This is a genomic window from Paenibacillus sp. G2S3 (assembly GCF_030123105.1).
GTDB lineage: Bacteria > Bacillota > Bacilli > Paenibacillales > Paenibacillaceae > Paenibacillus_AQ.
The window spans coordinates 3,426,589-3,446,827 of sequence record NZ_CP126095.1 but is presented as its reverse complement, the minus strand read 5'-3'; the positions used below and the strand labels follow the sequence as shown (position 1 = coordinate 3,446,827).

Below are 20,239 nucleotides of genomic sequence, written 5' to 3'. Positions count from 1 at the left end.
CTTGAGCATTTATTGAATGGCTTGGTTTGCGAGTCTTTCAGCCATTGGGTAATTCCATTCTGGGACAGCTTTGGATAGCTTATCGTCCACCATGGATCTAAACTTCTGTTGCGCCAAATGAAGTGTGATAGCATCCTTCATTTGATCGAAAGGTATAGCTCCTGCATCCTCTACCGATAGGCAGTAAAGTAGATGGATGGCATCATTTTCAACAAACAAGCCACTAATCTGTCCCGGAGCCAGCTGTTCTGCGGTAAGCAATACCTTAGGATTTTCCAGAGCTGCTGTTCGTCGTGAAGCACTTGTTATTTTTACTTCGTCGACGTTTACACCAAACTCTTTTGACTGCTGATGGATGCCTGTATCTGATCCTATTTCTTCTGTTACTGCTGCCCGGAGCAATTCCATTTTTTTCATGGCTCCCTGCTGATCTTTGTATTCTGTTTCAGGACCAAAGGGGAGTGACGCCCATTCAAGACGTATAGCTCCCGGACGAGAATATTTAGCAACTAGATTTGCTTCATATTCCAGCCTTACCTGCTCATCTGAAATCTCGATAACTCCGTTGCTGCGCATTGCCTCAATCGTGGCATCCTCAAGGTTGCTCATGTAATAACTGTAATAGGCCTGTGCGTCCAGGTGAAGAGGACCATACACCACCTCCTTATTCGCTGCCGCCTGACTCCTCCGTTGATTCTCGTGCTCCATTCCTTTTAGAAAACCTTCAAAGCTGATGTTCGATACCACCCCTGCTTCTTGAGCAAGCTGCAGTTCCACCCTCTTCGTCAGTAGCTGAGTCTGGGATTCTTTCATCCATTTCTGGATTGGTTGTTCGCCGGAATAATCGGTAGACCAGAATTTCTCTGAATAGTCGGCGCCGTAGGTCTGTTTAAAATAATCAGCAGTCAGTGCCCGATTCATTTGAAGATGCCAGCTGAACTCCGCTGCAGTGACCTCCTGTCCGTTAAGGATCAGAAGTGGTTCTTCTGCTTGTGGAGCCTGCACTTTTATCGCGCCAATCAGCAGCAGGCTTCCTGCTAATAAAGCGGTCAGAATAGCGATAAGTCGATTTCTTTTGGAATGAAGCCTTAAAGTCATAAGTTGATTCCTCCTCTCCGCATTCTTATTAAGCGCTTTCATTCTCTTCGATATTAGACATGTTACCCTTGAAAAAATAGGCGGGAATGCTGCGAAATGGTTTGCCATTTCACGATTTGCCCTAAAATAGCGATTTCGCTCCATTATAAAAACAAAAAAACAGCCCGGAACATTCCGGACTGCCTTGAATTAATTTAGGAACGGTCTACCCCCGAAAACATACTGAAGTTCAGAACTCCACCTTTGATAATCTCTTCATGAGGCAAAGAGTGCTGCACCCAAAGCGCATGGTTCCAGTGGATCGATTTACTGTACACATTAGTGGGGCTATTGTTCTCCGCTTCAATGACCCATTGCCGCCCATTTTCAAGCTGAATCGTTACTTTATCAAATAGGGGGCTGCCAAGCACATATTCGGGAATTCCGGGACTTAACGGATACAGACCGATGGCGCTCCAAATATACCAGGCACCCATGCTGCCATTATCCTCGTCGCCGGGCAATCCATCCATTCCGCTGTTGAACAGTTTAGCCATGGTTTTACGAACCCAGTATTGTGTTTTGGACAATGCCCCGAGTCTGGCGAAAATATAAGGAATATGGAAGCTGGGCTGATTGCTGATGGCAAACTGCCCCAGATCGGCCGCGGCCATTTCCGACATTTCATGAATTTCTAATCCATAAGAACCCACTTTAAAAATCGGTTCCTCGGCCATCAACTGGTCCAGACGCCGAACAAAAGCTTCCTCGCCACCCATCAGACTGGCTAATCCCGGGAAATCATGGGGCACTGCCCAGCTCCCTTGCCAAGCTCCACCTTCACAGAACGGGTTACCCCACTCGAGAGGATCAAAGCCCTCCTCCCAAGTGCCGTCCTCGTTACGTCCTCTCATAAACCCAACCTCTGGATCAAACAGCAGCTTGTAATTCTGCGCCCGGGCCATAAAACGTTTATAATCATCCATATTTCCGAGTGCTTTGGCTATTTGGGCGATACAGAAATCTCCGTATACATAATCCAGCGTGTTGCTTACACTTTCATGAAAACGATCATGCGGCAGATAGCCATGCTTCAAGTATATTTCTAGCCCCCGTCTGCCCAGCTTCTCATCTGTGGACGGATGATCTGCATGCTTCAGCAAGCCTTCATATAGTCTCTCTGCATCGAAGCCACCGATTCCCTTGACCACGGCATCTGCCGCAGCCGCATCGATCAATGTGCCGGGCATGGCGCTGCGCTCACCCGGCGACAACCACTTCGGCAGCCAGCCGCTTTCCTCGTAGGCTAATGTCCAAGCCTGCATGATTTCGCCTAGCAAGGATGGAAACAGGATACTGTATAACGGGAAGCTAGTCCGGTATACATCCCACAGTCCAATATCTGAATACATTGGCCCCCGGCAAATGCTGCCGTTAAAAGGACTGTAATGAATTTGCTCGTTCTGCTCGTTATATTCATGCCACGTTCTCGGGAACAGGCAGATTCGGTACATGCAGCTGTAAAAGGTGTGGAGGTTCTCTTCATCCGCGCTTTCGGCAACAATGCAGCCCAGTCGTTCTTCCCAGCTTGCCTCTGCTTTGCTCAAAATCTCCCCGAAGCTGCTCTCGCCGATTTCCCGGACCAGATTCAGCAGCGCCTGCTCCTTGCTGATAAAAGAAGTGCCGCATTTCACTCCTACTATACCGGATTCCGGTACGGCTAATCCTACGTATGCGCCCAGCCTTTCGCCAGTTCCTTCATATGTGCCCATAGGCTGATAATCCCCGTCAAAGATTCCCGACTCTTCTATAAGAATATTCGTATCAAACTGAATGACGAAATACATTGCAAAATTATCGGGAACCCCGGCAGTATGGCCTCTTGTAAAGCCGATAATCCTACGTTTATCCGGTTGAAAGGTGAGATGTGACTCGTCTTTTAGCGGTGCTATAATCAGCCTGTTCTGCTGCCCATCAGCGTAAGTTATTCTTATCGCTGCACAGCGCTCTGTAGGGGTCAGCTCCAGTCGGGTACGATATCGCTGAAGAGACACACCGAAGTAGTGTGGGGACACTTGCATCTCTTCCGGTTTAAAGGAAGAAGAGCGCGAACCAGGACTGAGCAATAGCGGTCCAGTCTGCGGCAACAGCGTTAGATGTCCATAATCTCCGATCCAAGGACTGGGCTGGTGAGTTAATCGTATGCCCTCCAGGTGGCGATGGTGTGGATGGAAGAACCAGGTCCCTCCTGCTTCATGGGTTTGCGGGCTCCAAGCCGCCATGCCAAATGGCATCGCTGTAAGCGGCAGCGTATTGCCATGTGAGTAGCGGAAATCCGACTTAGTCCCCTGCAATGGATTAACATAATCTAACAAACCCAAATGGATACACTCCTTTGGCTGGCTTTCACCAGCTCTATAATCTCCGGCCTTATCAGTTGCCGGCTAAGATAATCGAAATACTTGAACATCTCCAGCTTCCACTTTCATAGTCAGGGTTGTCGTTGAGGGTTTCAACGAATCTATTGGCTGAATTCTGACATTCCCATTGTCAAACCACGGTTCAGCATAAGTATAAACGGCAGGCAGCGTAACTCTGGCTTCGGCCAACTCGTTCCCTTCATTATGAACATAGAGGAATGCTCCTCTGTTTTGTTCGACTTCCCACTCGGAAAGATCAGCGCGGACACCTCCGCTTACCTGCACATTTGGCTGTAGCTTCAATTCCTGCTGTAAAAGATCGCGCACCAACTGGAGCGTTCCAGAATGCCCATCCTGCCAGTAAGCAGCCGCAAGCAAGGTGCCGAACCACACGGCACGCCCGTTACCATATGCGGCGGAGGTTAGCGCAGGCATGTGGTCTTCGGCAAAGTCGGCTAGGACCTTCACTTGGCTTTGCAGCTCAATATCCGATTTGTAATACGAGCCTTGTGCCTTATCGTCCGCTGCTGTTTCCGCTTCCTTACTATGCTTCATGACATTAAGTATTGGGATCGCTGTCCGTGATTCGAACGCTACCTGATGATAGCTATGATCCAGGTTCTCGGCCGAATGAATCCAAGTCTCACGCACCCCAAAGACTTCGTCAAATCCATAACCGGGAACTGTATAGCTGTGACAGCCATTCTCTGCCTGAAGCGCTCCAAAGGAGCATTCCGAAATCAAAATGCCTCCCTTTTCCACCCACTCACGCAGGGTGTTACACAGTTTGCGGCTCAGATACAGCGGATAAGGCATCCACAGGCAGCGGTATTGTTCCAATGTCTCCTCGGTAACATCCGTCTCATGCAGAAACTCCACTTTATAATTGAGCTCATGTAGTAGTTTATGAACCCCTTGCAGTGAATCGTTATAGGTGTCCAGATGATCATGTGCCGCAAAGTTGGCGATTTGGTTCTGTGGGCTGAACAGAATAGCAATCCCGTCCCCACGCCGTTTTGCCTGCATCAGCTCTTGCTTGTTGCTTTGTACGAGCTTATTTAGATGGGCCATATCCTTGTACCATGGAGTTGGACTACCGTCCAAATATACACTTCCCCAAGCCGGGGCTTCCTGCCCCAATACCTCAGGTCTGTACTGCCAGAAAAGAAATCCGGTAATGCCACGAGCAAGTGGGGTCAGAATATGCCGCTTCATTTTCCACAGCTCCGGCTGGCGCGGCTTCATCGCTGTATTGCCCGGTAGCGCGTGAATCTCTGAGTTGATAATCGGTTTGCCTTTGGCGGCAGAGATCAGTAAATCAGCCGACCAAGCTGAGGACCCTAGACTATTGCCTGTCAGGTCACAGGGCTCAGCCAGCTTGAAGTCGTCTGAACCCGCTGTAATCATATTAAAAATAGGAGCTGGCACAGTGTGTGCCATAACTGGATGTAGCAAATCCAGCGATTTCACCGTTTCTACCCGGCTACGCAGCTCATCCGTTAAAGTACCGGACATGAACAGACGCCAGTCCACCAAATCATTAAATACACCTTGTCCACGCGGTGTCTCTACTTCTTCCCAGCTTCCGTAAGTCCGCTGCCATGATTCGTTCAGGGCTTCCAAGGTAATATATTTATTTTTAAGCCATTCTTGGAATGCCAGCACTGAATGCTCGCAATAACATACCTGGTTATCAAAAGACAGCTTGCGCTTAATTCCTGTCGTCAGTTCAGGCTCATTCCATAAATCCCACACCCAGAGTGCAGGATGATCCTTGAAAGTCTTAACTGCTTCCGACAGAAATTTAGCCTTCTCCGTCGCCGCAGCTGCATGGTGATAACAAGGTCCAGGTGCTCCGCCAATCTGGCGGCAGTTAATAGCCCTTGGTTCCAGAACGGAACCGTCTGCTGTGATCATTTTGGAATCAGGATATTTTTTATAAAACCAGGCTGGCGCCACATCAAAAATCACATTCAAAATGACCTTTAAGCCATTCCGCTGAGCAATATCCATCAGCTCCTGAATATCATCGAACTGGTAGATCCCTTCTTTGGACACGCTGGCGCGCCACTGCACCCAATACTTCACACAATTGAAGCCCTGCCCGGCAATATTGCTCAGGTCTTTCTCCCATTGATCCCGAAAAGGGGTTGGGGAACGGTAATATTGAAACCCGAATGGAATAAATGAATTTTGTATCAAGGGTACTCCTCCTACAGCGTTCAATTTCGATTTTATGAATTTATAAAAGCGCTTACCGCTCTTTTACGGTTAAAGTCTATCACAGTACATTTTGAAAAAGTTAGGATAGAATCCTATGAAACGGTTTGTTAAGCTGTTGAAATGTTTAGAACTTCCGCTATGCGGACATTTTTGTACTTAGCCACCGGTGAACATACTGCGAAATCGTTTGTGATCCTGACAACTAAGAAATTACCGCTCCTCTAAAAGAGGTTTCATGTTTATAATGACTGTAAGACATATTAGAAACTACTTCGAGGTGAGGCCAATGTTGAAAGCGCTTATAGTAGATGATGAATATCTGGTCCGTATGGGCATCACCCAAACCATAGACTGGGCAGAATACAACGTCGAGATCATAGGAGAAGCCAGCAATGGTGAGGAGGGTTTGGAGCTTGCACTACAGCACCGCCCAGATGTGATTATTACCGATATCCGTATGCCGTATATGAACGGTCTTGAACTTATCGAAAAAATACGGGAGCAGGACATGCTCGTTGGCATTGTCGTACTTAGCGGTTATGACGAATTTCAATATGCGCAGGCTGCCTTGCGTTATGGCGCCTCCACCTATTTGCTTAAGCCCATTAATATAGAAGAACTCGCAGGTACAGTACGAAGCGTTGGCGATGAAATCCTGGGGAAAAAGCAACTCTCCAAGCGATATTCACAGCTTAATGAGGAAATTGCCGCGATATCCAAACAATTCTGGCAGGATTTACTGCATGGCCAGTTGCATAGCAAGGAATTCATTACCAGCAAAATAAAGCTGCTGGAGCTGCAATTGGAACCAGGAAAAGCTATGCTGCCGCTGTCCATAGCCTTCCCTGCTGATAATGGTCTTCAAGGAACTGATATAGGCAAAGCGTTGGAGGATGAAGCAGCGGTTATTCTGGAAGCGTATTCTTTTGAACAGCTCTGTCTATTCCGCGATAGTCATCTGGAGTGGGTTATGATTCTCCGAACCGATGAACCTGAGCTTGCCAGTGATTCAGCCCGCAGATTAGGTAAGCAGCTATCGGAATGGAGCCAGCAGCACTTCGGCCAGGCTCTTAGCGTTGGCATCGGCAAACCAACTGATGAATGGAACGGAATCGTAGATTCATATAAACAGGCTGTGCTTGCTGCGCAGCGTGCATTGTCTGGTATTGAACGCGTGTTGTACGCTGAGGAAGAGGCCGGAGCTCGATGCCGGCGTGAAATCAGAGACGCCCTCGCTTTTATCCGGGAGCATTATGCTGGGAACATTACCGTGGAGATGGTTGCTGCTGCGGTGTTCGTCAGTCCAACCCATTTAATGCATCTATTCCGCAAAGATTTGAACAAGACTTTCTATGAATGTCTGACGGAATATCGGATTGAAGAAGCCAAACGTATGCTACGCAATCCAATGTACCGGGTCTATGAGGTGGGCAATCAGGTTGGTTTCACCGACTCCAAATACTTTAGCCAGATTTTCAAAAAGATGACGGGCATACCGCCGAGCGAATACGCAAAAACCTATGGTTAAGCTAACGATGGCCAACCGGATTGATTCTTGGATGCGGCGGTTCAAAATCAAAAGTCGGATTGTTGTTGTCCTGTTAGTGGGATTGTCGCTGCATCTGGTGCTGATGCTTGTTATCTTTAATTTCTATTCCTATACCTATCTGCAAAAGGATCTGTACCGTCATGTCGTCCAGACTCAACGGCAGATTGGTCTCAGTGTGGAGCTGATGGTCGATGACATTCAGATGTTGTTTCTGCGATTTCTAGTGAACAGCGACATTTACCAAATTATTAATAATGATTCCCTGCCGGCAGCAGATAAGGAATCACGGATTGGAGCTATCATTGACGGTATGCTGGCACAGAATGATCTGGTGGGCAATGTAATTATCAACACCAATGATAATATGCTTTATTCTTATCAGTCCAAGGAGCAAATGCTCGAGGTTCCCGAAGCCTTGTTCATCAAACGCATTCAGGAGAGCAGCATGCCTGTTGTCGGCGAGATTAAACGGGATGGTGATGGCAATGCCTATATTCCTTTCGGACAGCAATTCCGCAACTTCAATACGGGACAAAATATCGGGGTCGTCATCATCTATGTCAGAGAAGCCGCCTTGGCGGATCTTTATTCCTCCAGCTTCACTGGCATCGGCTACTCCTTCCTGACTTCCCGTGATCGGATTATTTCACACCCTGACAAGCGGCTCTTAGGCAATTTCCTGGAGGAGAACGCACCTCTTCGTCCGGCTCAGAAAGAAGGCTATCGCACCTGGTCAGATAACGGGAATTCTTACATCATTGCTACTTATCCTTTGAATCCAAGGCTGGAGACGCTTGGCGTTAGCTGGGAGTTCACCAGTGTGATTTCCAGCCACAAGTTGCTTGAGGGGATCGCCAAGGGTAATCGAAATGCTCTTCTTTTCGCCAGCGTTACCTTTATTGTCCTGTTGTTTCTTTCCTTCTTTCTAGCAGCCAAAATCACCCTTCCACTACTGAACTTGAAGAAGAAGCTGAGTCTGTTTGGCAAAAAAGACTTAGCTGCTGTCTATGAGCAGCGGGCACAGGTCGATGAGATTTTCCAGCTAGAGAACAGCTACTATCAGATGGTGGAACGGATTAGCCAATTAATGCTGGAGAAAGACGAGGAAAAAGAAAAGCAGCGCAAGGCTGAGCTGACCGCGCTGCAATCGCAGATCAATCCTCATTTCCTCTACAACACGCTGGATGCGATTGCCTGGATTGCCCGGCTGAAAAAACAGCCCGACATCGAGCGGCTCATTTCTTCTCTAGCGACCTTTTTTCGGATTAGCCTGCATAAAGGCGACAAATTCGTCACCGTCGACGAAGAAATTCGCCTGGTGGAGAGCTTTGTAACGGTCGAGCAAATGCGTTTCCCGAACAAATTCGAGATTGAATACGACATTGAGGAATCGTTGCGCAAGGTCCGCATTCTGAAGCTGATACTCCAGCCTATCGCAGAGAATGCGATCAAACACGGCATCAGCGAGAAACGTGGCATGGGCCGAATCTGGATTAAAGGAGAGCTGCTGGAGGATGAGATTCGTTTTACAGTGACTGATGACGGAGTCGGCTTTGCCAACGGTGCGACACTTAGTCAAGCTAAGGAAGATGTGCTGTTCCAGAGCGGATATGGCCTGCGAAATGTGGACGAGCGGATCAAGCTGGAATACGGCCCTCAATATGGGCTAAGTATCTCCAGCACTCCGGGGCAAGGCACCACGGTTACGATTAGCTTGAAGAAGGAGCTGCCCAATTAACTAGGATTGTTAATGAATGCGGACACTATAAATAAATCGATCTTTTTGAGAAATAGGTGGTAATTTCACTTTACTCATAAAGAGCGATTTATTTTTTTTTACGTTTGAGTAGTGTAAATAGTTATTCTGTTCAAAACGGAGGAGAGAACGAACCGTCTGTGGGCTAGCCGTTCAGCAGAAAATAACGTAGTAGAATGCCCCTAGAAATAGAATCAGCGACAGCAATGGACGAGAAAATAAAGCCCTGGACTGTCGCTATTACGTTTAAGTAACGTTTCCCGTTTGCTCAATGCTGTCAATACTGGTTTAGTAAATAATATCGTGTTGTTCCCCGTCTTTAGGATCGTTAATAACAACCCACTGTTCCTCAACTATGTTTAGTTCCTCATTACAGAATTCCATTGCTTCTTCTAATGTTTCATAACAATAGTCAGCATTTGCACCCATATTTTCATGAGTTTCAAATAGAAATAAATAAACACGATACTTTGATTCATAAATCATTACCTTACTTATGTCCCCTATTGGTTCTGTAAGAAGAGCATACATTCTCATTTTTGCACCCCAGATGTTTTATTGCATTATCTTACCATAACGTTATCCAGCCCAATAGTTGAACAATCCCCTACGAACTAGATTCGCAGTGATCGGTTCTCGCCCAATTTCTCTTGCCCATACAGACAACTGACCAATGTGATGTATTTCGTGAGCGATGACGTGACGCATGATTTCTCCCTGCTTATATGTTATCCATTCACCATTATCACGTAGAAGTGTCAGCTCTTTACGTTCCATCTCTGGTGTCCATGACGTAACAAATTGCTCCACTTCTGCGTGAAACTGTATTGATAAATCTCGTAGCTGCTTCAGACTTCTGTAAGCCTCGAAGGGCTCTTGTTCAAATTCTGCCTTTCCTGCAATACGCTGTGAATCCAACTATATTCCCAATAAACAATGTGAAACAGTGTTTCTAAGAGTCCTCCAACACCGCCAATTCGAGCTTTAAGCAATTCATCTTCAAGTACATCTTCAGACCAAGAAAACCAGTTATTACGAACCTGCCAGTTGTATTTGAACAGAGTCTTCATTATAGAGCACTCTCGTAATATAAATCATCGAAATATTAATATTCTAACTATCCAGACAAATTCATTCGACATTAACCTACTATTTCTTCTTGTGACACTAAACTGCCGTTAGGTTAATGACCTCGTCAGTCTAGTGCTTTATTTTCTGCATTTTATCAAGAGTAAATATAAAAAAGTCAGATAAAATAAAGGGTCCTTCATATAGTACATGACTAATATGTGGAACCCTTTATGTTTAACTATCGTTTCCCGTTAACCGCAAATACGGGCAATAAGGTTTTCCCGGAAAACGCCCACGTCTTATTCAATCCTTTCCCTCCGACCGTCGCAGCTTCCCAACCAGCTCTACAAAGTGACGCCCGCGCTCTTCAAAGTTAAGGTACTGGTCAAACGCAGTGCATGCAGGACTCAGCAGCACAGTGTCGCCCGATGAGGCCAACTTGTGCGCCTGCGCCACTGCCTCGGCCAGGCCTTCACAGTAGATAATAGGCGGACAGCCCGCCACTCTACGCGCCGCAGCCTCGATTTGACTTGCCGCTTCGCCGATCAACAGCAACACCTTAACATGATCAGGCAGTAGTCTAGCCATCTCGTCGAACGGAATTTTCTTATCTCGACCGCCGGCAATCAGCAACACTCGGCCCTCATGAGCGTGCAGCGTGGCGACGGTGCGTGCGGGGCTGGAACCGATTGAATTGTTGTAGTATTGGACACCGCCAACAGTTGCCACCCACTGGTTTCGGTGCTCCACGCCGACAAAAGTGCTCACCGTCTCCAGGATTGCCTCGTCCGGCACGGTCCCCCTCACGGCGGTCATGGCTGCCATAACGTTTTCAATGTTATACCACCCCGGCAAACGAATGTCACTGATAGGTACCAGACCGTCGATCACTTCATCGCGGACCGTGTGCTCGCCGAAATACTTGGTACGCCCCCGCCCGCGAAGTATTGCGGTCGCCGGGTTGTCGCCGTTAAGGATGGCAAGGTCGTCCGCACTCTGAAAATCCAACAGGCGGCGCTTGACGGCGGAATATTCATCCATGTCGCGGTGCCAGTCGAGGTGATTGGGCGAAAGGTTGGTAATGACCGCCACATGGGGAGAGCGCGTCATGTCCATCAGCTGGAAGCTGGAGAGTTCGACCGCGCAAGCGTCCAGCGGCGACATCTCGCCCGCGCGCGTCAGCAGTGGTGTGCCAATGTTGCCGCCAAGATGCACCGTACGCCCCCCGTTGGCCAGCATGTCTGCAATTAACGACGTGGTGGTGGTCTTACCGTCCGAACCGGTCACACCGAAAATTGGACAAGGACACAACGCAAAGAATTCCTCCATCTCACTGGTCACACGGCTGCCGCCCGCGCGGGCTGAGTCTAGCGCCGGATGGTCTGGGCGCATGCCCGGAGTACGGAACACAGTGTCTCCCCCAACGCGATCCAGGTAATTCTCCCCTAAGTACAACCTAACCCCCAGATCATCCCACTCCTTTCGGGGCAAAGATTGGTTGCGATCGCGCACTGTGACCCGAGACCCAGCCGAGCACAGCATACGGATCAGCGGTGCGTTACTGACACCGGCGCCGATGACACTCACGTCCCGACCGGCCATTGATTGGATATAGGTGTCAAACGCAGGATTCATAAGTACCTCCACTTAGTAAATGTCATTAAATAAAATATACCACAAATTGGAACTAACCTGCCCGTTAGTCGAACAAATAGAAACGGTTCCTTCAATCCTCTAAAATTTGCACATTCTTAGCTGTCCTGCTCTGAGAATCAGCTATACTAGGGAACTCGAATAGGTCGAATGCAACTTTTTGACCCTCTTTAAGAACCCGAAAGCCGTTCGGTAACTTAATAGGGTCTGGTAGTATTTCGCTAAAGTGAACAAAGACATGATTACCTTCCTGCCCGTCTAGCATTATCCGTCCGTAACCTTTATCTTCTTTGAACCATTTGACAATACCACATCTTCTTTCCGCCATTTAAGCACCACCTCTGTCACTTTATTAAGTATCATGGAGATTGAGTTTTTTGCTCTAGCTTCAAAACAAAATCATCTCATTTTATTTTTTTCGGGAACCCATATACGAAAAGTATCATACCCAGGAACGAAAGGATTGGCACAAAGATATTATCGAAGAAGCCTGTAATATTAGTTTCAGGTAGAGCCTCGAACATTTTTGCTTCGTATAACGCTACAATTTCATGGCTGCGAGCCTTCAAAGAGCCCACACGTTCGATAGCATAGATTACTCCAGCGGAAATTAGAAAGGATGCACCTAGTTTTCTGTATAAGTCGTTGCCCATGAAATATTTGTTCCCTCCTCCATTTTTCGATGATTACTCTCCTCACAATATTATATTTTACCACATTGTTCCAATTCAGGAATATCAGAAAATCATTACATAACCTAATTCTAACGATATAACGCTACAAATGTAACGATTATGCCCAAAAGTTAAACGTTTTGAATGTAATATGATGAGGAGGAGGCTGGCGTAAAGATGGAAGTAGCAGGCGAAATAGTGGTACTGAGTGAATCAGATGATTCAGACGAATTAGAGTCACTTCCGAATAGAGGTGCTTTAGTTGTATTTCGTACAGCTAAAGCACACTAGTTTTATCTGCCAGAGAGATGTATTGGTGAAGCATAGGTTAGTTTGTGGATCTCATCTCCCTCTACTCCCATTCATTCTACTAAAAACACCAAAAGGCGTCCCAAGCATTAGCAACCAATTCATTGCTTTGGGGGACACCTCTATGTCTGAATAGATATAAACACTGCAATTCAGTGACCTTTTGCTGACTTTAGCAGATAGACTGAAATTCCACAGCTATTTTTATAGATTCTGACTACCAATCTTAGTCTTTCATCGTGGAGTTAATTTTCAAGTATAACTGTTTCAGCGGATTAACAATACTGCCACTAAGCATTGAGATCAGCAACCAGAACACTATAAACACGACGATGTTTAAGCCAATCATTAAATACTTAAACGTCCGCAGCTCTGCATTCATGCCGTCTGCAGAGATATAGGTGACAATCCGCTCGTCCGATTCGGGCAGCGGATAGAGTAAAATCAAGCCGTCGGCCGTTTCACGCTCCAACAAATCCATAGCACCGCTACTTGAACTATCTTGTTCTTCCGGCATAGCTGGATTATCCTTCTCCGGTGTGGCCAGCGCAGCTCTAATTTTTTGCAATCGCTTCATAGGAACATCCGCCGCACTCAGTAGCTTTCCGTTACTTGTCAGCAGATAAACTTCATTCTCTCCGTAGATCGTATTTTTGCCTGACAGGTAGAAGCTGTACAGCTTGTCAATCTCAACTTCGAGTGAGAGCAGACCTAAAATTTGCCCCTCCCCATTCTGAATTTTCACCTCAAGCAGCAGACGGTCGCGCAAATCAGAAGGTGCGTTCATTAGATGTTCCCGGTTCAGCACCGTCCAGCGCAAAGTCTGTTCCCGGTTATCCAGAAATTGTTCCATCCCCGGAACCTTTTTGATCTCTGCAAAGGGGAGAAGCCCCGACACATTGCTCGAGGAGTAAGTCCCTCCTGCTTCACCCCAAATATAAATGCCGAGAATGTCACTGCTAGAGGAGCGAATGCCCTCAAGAATCGGAGAAATTGCTCCGTCGTACGCTGGTTTTTTCAGAGCGTTTTGTACCACCTGATTGTTGGAGATAAGCTTGGAGGTCTCCTCCAGCCAGTTCATGAACAAAAGAGTATTCTTATGCTGCTGGCCAGTGTATTGAACAGATAACTGCCGCAACATATCCAAGCTTCTATGCTCCATAGTACGGTACAAAATGAAACTTGAAGCAGCAATGTAAACGGTAATAAACAGCACCAGGACAAGGCGGATGTTGCGGCCGAATGATCTGAACATATAACTCCCCCATCCCCCTCCGGTGTATGAATCAACGAAAACGAAAATCAATTAAAATCAGACTATCAGCTAAAGTGACTAATGTCGATCTCCTTATAAAAAGATCCTGAATCTGTCAGATGCACTTCATTATTCGGAAGGATAATTGTAATCGCCGAACCGGCTGGCCAGGTAGATTCAAAATGGAAGTTTTTATGCCCCGCTTCTGAATGGATTTCCCATTTCACATGTATTGGACCCAGACTTGTGCTTACGGTTCCACTGGCCTGTTGCAGTTCACCGCAATGTGGCTTTATGGTTATTTCCTCTATCTCTTGCCGGACACCCAATATCCCTCTTGTGAACTCAGTGATCGGCAGCGCGCTCCAGGCGTGACAGTCACTTCTGGTTCCAACAGAGTCCATTTCTGGGAGTGTAGTGAGGTTCAAATCCAGCTGCTTCATCCAGCGTACCCATAGTCCGAAGGAACGGTCATACAATCCACAATGCTCCAGCGCGCGGAATAAATAGTAGCTCATCGGCAGTGAAAGCTTAGCCAGCGATGTGTCTGTCATCGTTGCTTCTAGTAATGCCGCCCCCTCTACAGCATCTACCGTACCAGCTAAAACTGCCCAGACCTGCGTATGCTGGCTAAGCTGTGTTTCTGTAGTCGCCTTAGGGCTGTCGCGGAACATTAGGCTATTCGTTTGGCGACAGCAATCCAGTACTGCAGCGTTGACCGCCGCTTTGCGCTGGCGCAATTCTGATGCAATCTGCGTCCACCCGCTGGCGGTAAGTAATTCAGCCGATTGCCCCAATGCGTTCGCATACATCAGGCTAAGTACGGTTGCAGGTGCATCATCCGTACAGTCTGGTGCACCGAGTGGCCATTCTTCTACCCAGTCGAAATAATTCCAATATTGGCGAGGCGTTCTGTCCACCAGACCCTGCGGTGTCAGTCGATGATCGAACCAGTCCAATACGGATAACAGTGGCAGTCGGTACCGATTTACGATATCCAAATCTCCAAAGGATCTGTAGTGGTCATGAATCATCCCGATCCAATACAAGGAGAAGGAGGGGATGACCTGTGGCAGTACGGAGGGGAAGCGGCTTTGCAGCATGCCGTTTGGCAGCTGCGAAGCCCTATAATCTTCCATTGCCCTCTGTGCCAATCGGTCGTCTCCTGACAACAGGTACGTAAACTCCATCATCAGTTTGGTATCCATGGTATATTGCAGCTGTTCATAATACGGCGTATCCTCGTAGGTCTCATGCATGCAGCGTTGTAGGGTTCGGACACTCAGCTCCCAGAGCTGATTATATCGTTCATCGTTGCAATGAAAGCTTCCTTCCGCCAGTAACGGATACCCAGTCTCTCGATAACTGAAGCCGGATATCGTCAAAGGTTCAGCTCCAGTATGCACCTCCAGTCGGACATACCGGAAGGTACGAAACCAGAACGGTTCATAGGTTTCCACCTGCATCGAGGTGCCATAACCGGCTGGGTGGTAGCTGTCATATCCGCCTCTTAGTACATGCTCCCGCATATCATCGCGGACAGCTTTGCGGCGGATCTCGTCATCCCCAGTCTCTTCTTCGTAGCACTCGGCGTAAAGCAGGGTGATCCGGCTACCTTTACCCCCAAGGAGCTTAAGCTGCGGATAACCTGTGATTAGCTCGCCTGCATCCAGCTCCAGCCAAAGCTGCTGCCCCGCTTCCACATGTATTCCTGCTACTGGCAGGGCAACCTCACTAGCTTCATTGCGTAGCTCCAGACAATGCCCTTTTTCAAATAGGGCATCTCCTTCACCACTGCTGCTCCGCATCAGCTTTAGGAAGAGCTGCTCCCGCTCATACAGTAGCGGAATCGGACGTTTGTCCAGTTGCCATGGGGTCAATTGGCCATAATCATCCCGCACCGGCTGTACAATCCTTGCGGCTAACCAGGCGCTGTCGTCATATTCCGGCAGTGTCCAATCCAGTAGCGCTACGTCCCCCTCCACCTCTTCCAATCCGCCCATCCAGCGCATAATCGGAAACGGCTGAAGTCTGTAGCTGTGGTCCCTAATGCTTTTCCATGAGGTATCTGTATTCAGTTCCTGCACAAGCTGCCCATTGTTCATAACTTCCGCTTCTACAAGCAAGCCGCCTTTTGTCGAACGCCAGATGGATAGAGGTCCGTCTTCACCCAGCCTAAAGGGAGATGTCCCTGCATAATGAACTACCATAACAGCAATCACATTTATACCTGGTTGCAAAACGTCGTCCAAACTGAATTCCTCATAATATTGTACATGGCCATGACCCTTACAAGGACCGGCCCATAAACGCTGCCCGTTAACAAAGAGTCTGTAGCGGCTGTCAGCAGTAATGGCCAAATTTAGACTATAAGCCTTCCCGGCTCCAGCTGGTAGCTCAAACACTTTGCGAAAATATACTCGCTCGTGTTGCTGTTCCCAACTAGCTGTTCCTTTCTCAACCAAAGGCCAGATCCAGCGTGCGTTCCAGTCTCCCCATTCTTTTGCTGCCATGTAATGCACATCTCCTTTATCAATTAGAGTAGATTTTGGCAATGTACGCAGAAACGGCATCGCCGCCCTTCAGAAGGACGACGCCGCCGTTTGACTGTGCTTATTTCACCTTGTCGAGATAATCACGTTGGAATTCTTCAGCAGCCTTAGTCAAAATCTCCAGTGGGTCTGCGTTTTTGTCCGTAAGGACAGTTTGCAGTACAATATCCAGCTTCTGGTACAATTCCTGAGCGTTGACCGGCTCTTCTGCCCGCATGCCTTTGCTGCCGTTGTCCATATAATCACGGAACAAATCCAGGTTCACATTGTTGTATTTGTCGAGAATCTTCTGTTCTTCACCGATCCGTTTCTCATCTGTCCAAATCCGCAGGCCGTAAGGGCCTACGATCAGCCCCTGATCACTCAGTGTCTTTTTCTCGATATCCCAACCAGTTAATGCCTCTTCTGAGGACTCCGGTGTGAAGCCGTAGGTTTTTAGCCATTTGAATCCAGCATCAATCTGCTCAGGGGTTACATTAGGCGAGAACATATATAGACCACCGCCGAGCAGAGTTACAGGTTTCCCGATCGGTCCAACTGGAAGGGCGGACATTGCTACATTATCTTTAGACATTTTGGTCTGCTGCTGGATGACTGGAGGCCAGTCATTCATGCCGAAGCTCATAGCGACTTGATCGGTTCCGAACATGCGGAACATGTCATTCGTAACATCCACCAGATTATTGTCCGGCAGGACATCATATTTCCATTTCAAGTCCTTCACATATTGCAGGGCCGCCGCTGCCTCTGGAGAATTGAACACCGCTTGCCATTTTCCATCCACCTGTTTCTCGAATTCCGCGCCGTAAGCCCAAGCAATGTTCATGAACATCCAGCCGCCCTGGCCGCTTTTGGTTGGCAGGAATATTCCCGCCTTACCGGTCTTTTGCTTGATGATCTGCGCAGTTTGTGCCAGCTCTTCATATGTTTTAGGGAACTTTGGTATGCCCTTATCGTCCAGCAGTCCAGCTTCCTTGAAGAGATTCATATTGTACAGCATCCCCATCACGTAGCCGTCCTTCGGAATCCCGTAATATTTGCCGTCCTTGGTCACCATCTTCAGCAGATCTGGATTGATCGCTTTGTCATAGCCATATTTTTTCATCGTATCCGTGATATCTGCCGCGTAATTTGCCTTAATGATTTTGCTAGTTTCTGTAAAAAAGGTTTCGTACACCGTAGGAAGCTGACCGCTAGCCGCTTTAGGCAAGAAAGAGCTGACATCATAACCCCATTCATCCTTGTCCACAATGATATCTGGATAATTAGCTTTCATCTTCGCCATGAGCTGCTCATACTGGGCAATTTTGGCTTCCTCATTCGGCTTCGGCCAGTTGCTGACCTTGATCGTCACCTGTTTGTTGCTCGCTTCCTCCGTATTCCCTCCGGCGTTCTCTTCTTTGGAGCCTCCGCAGCCAGCCAGACCGGCCGTAAGAAGCAGCGTTAGCGCCAGTGTAGCTGTAATTTTTTTGGTGTGTTCGATTCTCAATGTAATTCCCCCTAGTCTTATTGTTAAAGCATTCTTCACAACATGTAAAGCGCTTTCTTTTAAATCTGAAATCATCTTACCACGCACCTTCTGCAGCACCCTACGGGGCAAAACTGTGAAATGGTTTGTGATCGGGTGATGTTACCCTTTAATGCTGCCGCCCATGGATTGTCCGTTCATAATGTACTTTTGGAAAAAAACAAACAGAATAATCGGCGGCAGAATCGCAAACGTCAGCGCAATAAACTGAATGTCCTGCGGCAAAGTCGCTTTCAGATTATAGATCGCCACAATGACCGACCAGGTCGATTTATCCTTCAGCACCATAAAAGGCCAGAAGAAGTCCTGCCAGACACTGTTCATCGTTAGTATCGTAATCGTGGCCATAACTGGTCCGCTAAGCGGGAGGATTATCCTGATAAAAATGCCGATGGTGCTCGCTCCGTCAATTTTGGCCGCTTCCAGCAGCGCCAGTGGGATGGTATCAAAAAAGTTCTTGAAGATCAGAATTACCACCGGATTCACAGCAGCCATAAACCACATCGGCCAGTAGGTATTGGTCAGATTCAAGTGTAGCAGTGGAAAATCAATCAGGTTTTTGAACAGCGGCACCATACCGACTGTATTCGGAACCATCATAGTCCACACGATCAGGGCAAACAGCAGTGCACTCCCTCGAGGCTTCAGCTTAGAAAAAAAATATCCTGCCAGGCCGTTAAACGTAAGACAGAACAGTACAGAACCGACAGCTAAGTAAGCCGTATTCAGATAGTAACTGAGAAAGTTAAATTCCTGCCAGGTTTCCCATAGCTTGCCTACATTGAATGAGCGAGGAATCAGGGTAGGCGGGATCGCATAAAACTCTTTGATGTCTTTAAGACTCGAAACCATAATCCAGACCGGAGGCAGAATACAGACGGCGGCAAGCACAATCATCAGAATGAACATGCACCAATACAGCACGCGTACCCAAGGTGACCTGTATTCTATATTGCCGATAATGCCAAATGCTTCTTTTGTTTTCATAGCTTCTACTCCCTGTTCAATTTCTTATCCAGCCGGAAATAAATAATAGTAAGCATCATCAGGACAAGGAAAGTAATAACCCCCAGCGCCATGGAATGGCCTGCTTCAAAGCTCCGGAACGCATAGTAATAGCTTTGGAGCATTAACGTCATAGAGGCGTTGTTCGGCCCACCTTCGGTCATAACCAGAGGCTCGTTGAAAATCTGGAATACACCGCTGATCTGCAAAATCATCATCAATCCGATCATGCTTGAAATTTGCGGAATGGTGATGCTTTTAAATCTCCGCCATACATTCGCACCGTCGATGGAAGCCGCTTCGTACAGATCATGATTAATGCTTTGCAGACTGGCTAGATAGAGCAGCACCGTTCCCCCGAAATTCCGCCAGGTAATCGTGAAAATAATCAGCATAATCGTCATGTCCGGGTCCTGAAGCCACTGCTGCACCGGGAATCCCAGAGCGCTCAGCATAATATTCAGCACGCCGCCTTTCCCAGGCTCAAACAGAAACATCCATAACATCGAGGCAGCTATGCCGGGAACCATGCTCGGAAAAAAGACCGAAAAGCGGAAGAACGATTTCCCATGCCTGAGCTCATTGATCACAACTGCGACTATAATGGGTACAGCAAAACCGATCAGCAGCGACCAGAACACATACACAAAAGAGTTGGTCAGTGTCTGTTGAAACGCTGAGTTCTGTATCACATCCTTGTAATTCTGCAGTCCGGCAAAGCTTACGGCATTATAACCCTCTGTATTGAAAAAAGAGAGCACAATGCCCTTGACGAGCGGCTGCCAGGAAAAAAAGAAAAAGGCAAACAGTGTAGGGACAATTAATATCCAAGAGGACCAATCTCTAAATAGACGCCGCACAGGATAACCTTTCTTTTTCTTTGTCATTAAAGGATTTAGTTCAGTGGTTTTTCCAATCATGCTCCTGTCCTTCCTTCCTCCCGAAGCCAAGAATTCACTCCGGTCAGGCGTTGTATAGTTGTTATATTTAAATGATAGCGCTTCCTACAAAACCTCGAAATCCGGTAACCCTGCGAAAGCGTTTGTAAAGCTACTTATTTTGCTGGCAAGCAATCATGCGAGAAATATAAGAGATTGTGTATGGTATGAAACTTATACTTTCTTATATTTCAAAAAAAGCGATGTACGCACCGGAATGGTCGTACAC

At 47.5% G+C, this 20,239-nt stretch carries 14 protein-coding genes and 1 pseudogene; 2 read left to right on the top strand and 13 right to left on the bottom strand.

From position 1 onward, the window contains the following. Window positions 1-9 precede the first annotated feature (9 nt). The 3 genes from QNH28_RS15040 to QNH28_RS15030 all read right to left on the bottom strand — a co-directional run bounded on the left by QNH28_RS15040 (window position 10) and on the right by QNH28_RS15030 (window position 5,699). Window positions 10-1,098 carry a peptidylprolyl isomerase gene (locus tag QNH28_RS15040; protein ID WP_283907407.1) on the bottom strand — a complete coding sequence of 363 codons (1,089 nt, stop codon included), beginning with the start codon at window positions 1,096-1,098 and terminating at the stop codon, window positions 10-12. A 194-nt stretch (window positions 1,099-1,292) separates the two neighbouring features. After that, window positions 1,293-3,464 (bottom strand): GH92 family glycosyl hydrolase, encoded by a 2,172-nt coding sequence (locus QNH28_RS15035; protein ID WP_349655066.1) that lies wholly within the window; start codon window positions 3,462-3,464, stop codon window positions 1,293-1,295. A 57-nt stretch (window positions 3,465-3,521) separates the two neighbouring features. Continuing rightward, a complete protein-coding gene (locus tag QNH28_RS15030) occupies window positions 3,522-5,699 on the bottom strand; it encodes a beta-galactosidase (RefSeq protein WP_283907405.1) in 2,178 nt (725 codons plus the stop codon). Between the two features lie 307 nt (window positions 5,700-6,006). Between QNH28_RS15030 and QNH28_RS15025 the strand changes: the two genes are divergently transcribed. Together QNH28_RS15025 and QNH28_RS15020 are read left to right on the top strand one after the other, a co-directional pair. Then, window positions 6,007-7,248 carry a response regulator gene (locus QNH28_RS15025; RefSeq protein ID WP_283907404.1) on the top strand — a complete coding sequence of 414 codons (1,242 nt, stop codon included), beginning with the start codon at window positions 6,007-6,009 and terminating at the stop codon, window positions 7,246-7,248. Further along, the gene (locus QNH28_RS15020; RefSeq protein WP_283907403.1) at window positions 7,241-9,007 is read left to right on the top strand and encodes a cache domain-containing sensor histidine kinase; all 1,767 of its coding nucleotides are present in this window, start codon (window positions 7,241-7,243) and stop codon (window positions 9,005-9,007) included. Before QNH28_RS15025 ends, QNH28_RS15020 begins: the two co-directional genes overlap by 8 nt. Before the next feature lie 306 nt (window positions 9,008-9,313). Here the strand turns inward: QNH28_RS15020 and QNH28_RS15015 are convergent, their stop codons facing one another. From QNH28_RS15015 to QNH28_RS14970, 10 genes and pseudogenes are all read right to left on the bottom strand, one after another. Next, on the bottom strand, window positions 9,314-9,562 hold the full coding sequence (locus QNH28_RS15015) for a hypothetical protein (protein WP_283907402.1): 249 nt from the start codon (window positions 9,560-9,562) through the stop codon (window positions 9,314-9,316). A 42-nt stretch (window positions 9,563-9,604) separates the two neighbouring features. Next, window positions 9,605-10,095 (bottom strand): annotated as a pseudogene (locus QNH28_RS15010) (DinB family protein). A 304-nt stretch (window positions 10,096-10,399) separates the two neighbouring features. Continuing rightward, window positions 10,400-11,698: a UDP-N-acetylmuramoyl-L-alanine--D-glutamate ligase gene (murD, locus tag QNH28_RS15005; protein WP_283912159.1), complete on the bottom strand. Its 1,299-nt coding sequence runs from the start codon at window positions 11,696-11,698 to the stop codon at window positions 10,400-10,402. A gap of 124 nt (window positions 11,699-11,822) precedes the next feature. Continuing rightward, a complete protein-coding gene (locus QNH28_RS15000) occupies window positions 11,823-12,077 on the bottom strand; it encodes a cold-shock protein (RefSeq protein WP_283907401.1) in 255 nt (84 codons plus the stop codon). Window positions 12,078-12,153: 76 nt separating this feature from the next. After that, on the bottom strand, window positions 12,154-12,402 hold the full coding sequence (locus QNH28_RS14995; RefSeq protein ID WP_283907400.1) for a hypothetical protein: 249 nt from the start codon (window positions 12,400-12,402) through the stop codon (window positions 12,154-12,156). A 556-nt stretch (window positions 12,403-12,958) separates the two neighbouring features. After that, on the bottom strand, window positions 12,959-13,987 hold the full coding sequence (locus QNH28_RS14990; RefSeq protein WP_283907399.1) for a cache domain-containing protein: 1,029 nt from the start codon (window positions 13,985-13,987) through the stop codon (window positions 12,959-12,961). 65 nt (window positions 13,988-14,052) lie between these two features. Further along, the gene (locus tag QNH28_RS14985; RefSeq protein WP_283907398.1) at window positions 14,053-16,500 is read right to left on the bottom strand and encodes an alpha-L-rhamnosidase-related protein; all 2,448 of its coding nucleotides are present in this window, start codon (window positions 16,498-16,500) and stop codon (window positions 14,053-14,055) included. A gap of 100 nt (window positions 16,501-16,600) precedes the next feature. Next, a complete protein-coding gene (locus tag QNH28_RS14980; protein WP_156113113.1) occupies window positions 16,601-18,028 on the bottom strand; it encodes an ABC transporter substrate-binding protein in 1,428 nt (475 codons plus the stop codon). 141 nt (window positions 18,029-18,169) lie between these two features. Beyond that, on the bottom strand, window positions 18,170-19,054 hold the full coding sequence (locus QNH28_RS14975) for a carbohydrate ABC transporter permease (protein WP_283907397.1): 885 nt from the start codon (window positions 19,052-19,054) through the stop codon (window positions 18,170-18,172). 5 nt (window positions 19,055-19,059) lie between these two features. After that, window positions 19,060-19,959 (bottom strand): carbohydrate ABC transporter permease, encoded by a 900-nt coding sequence (locus tag QNH28_RS14970; protein WP_283907396.1) that lies wholly within the window; start codon window positions 19,957-19,959, stop codon window positions 19,060-19,062. Window positions 19,960-20,239 lie beyond the last annotated feature (280 nt).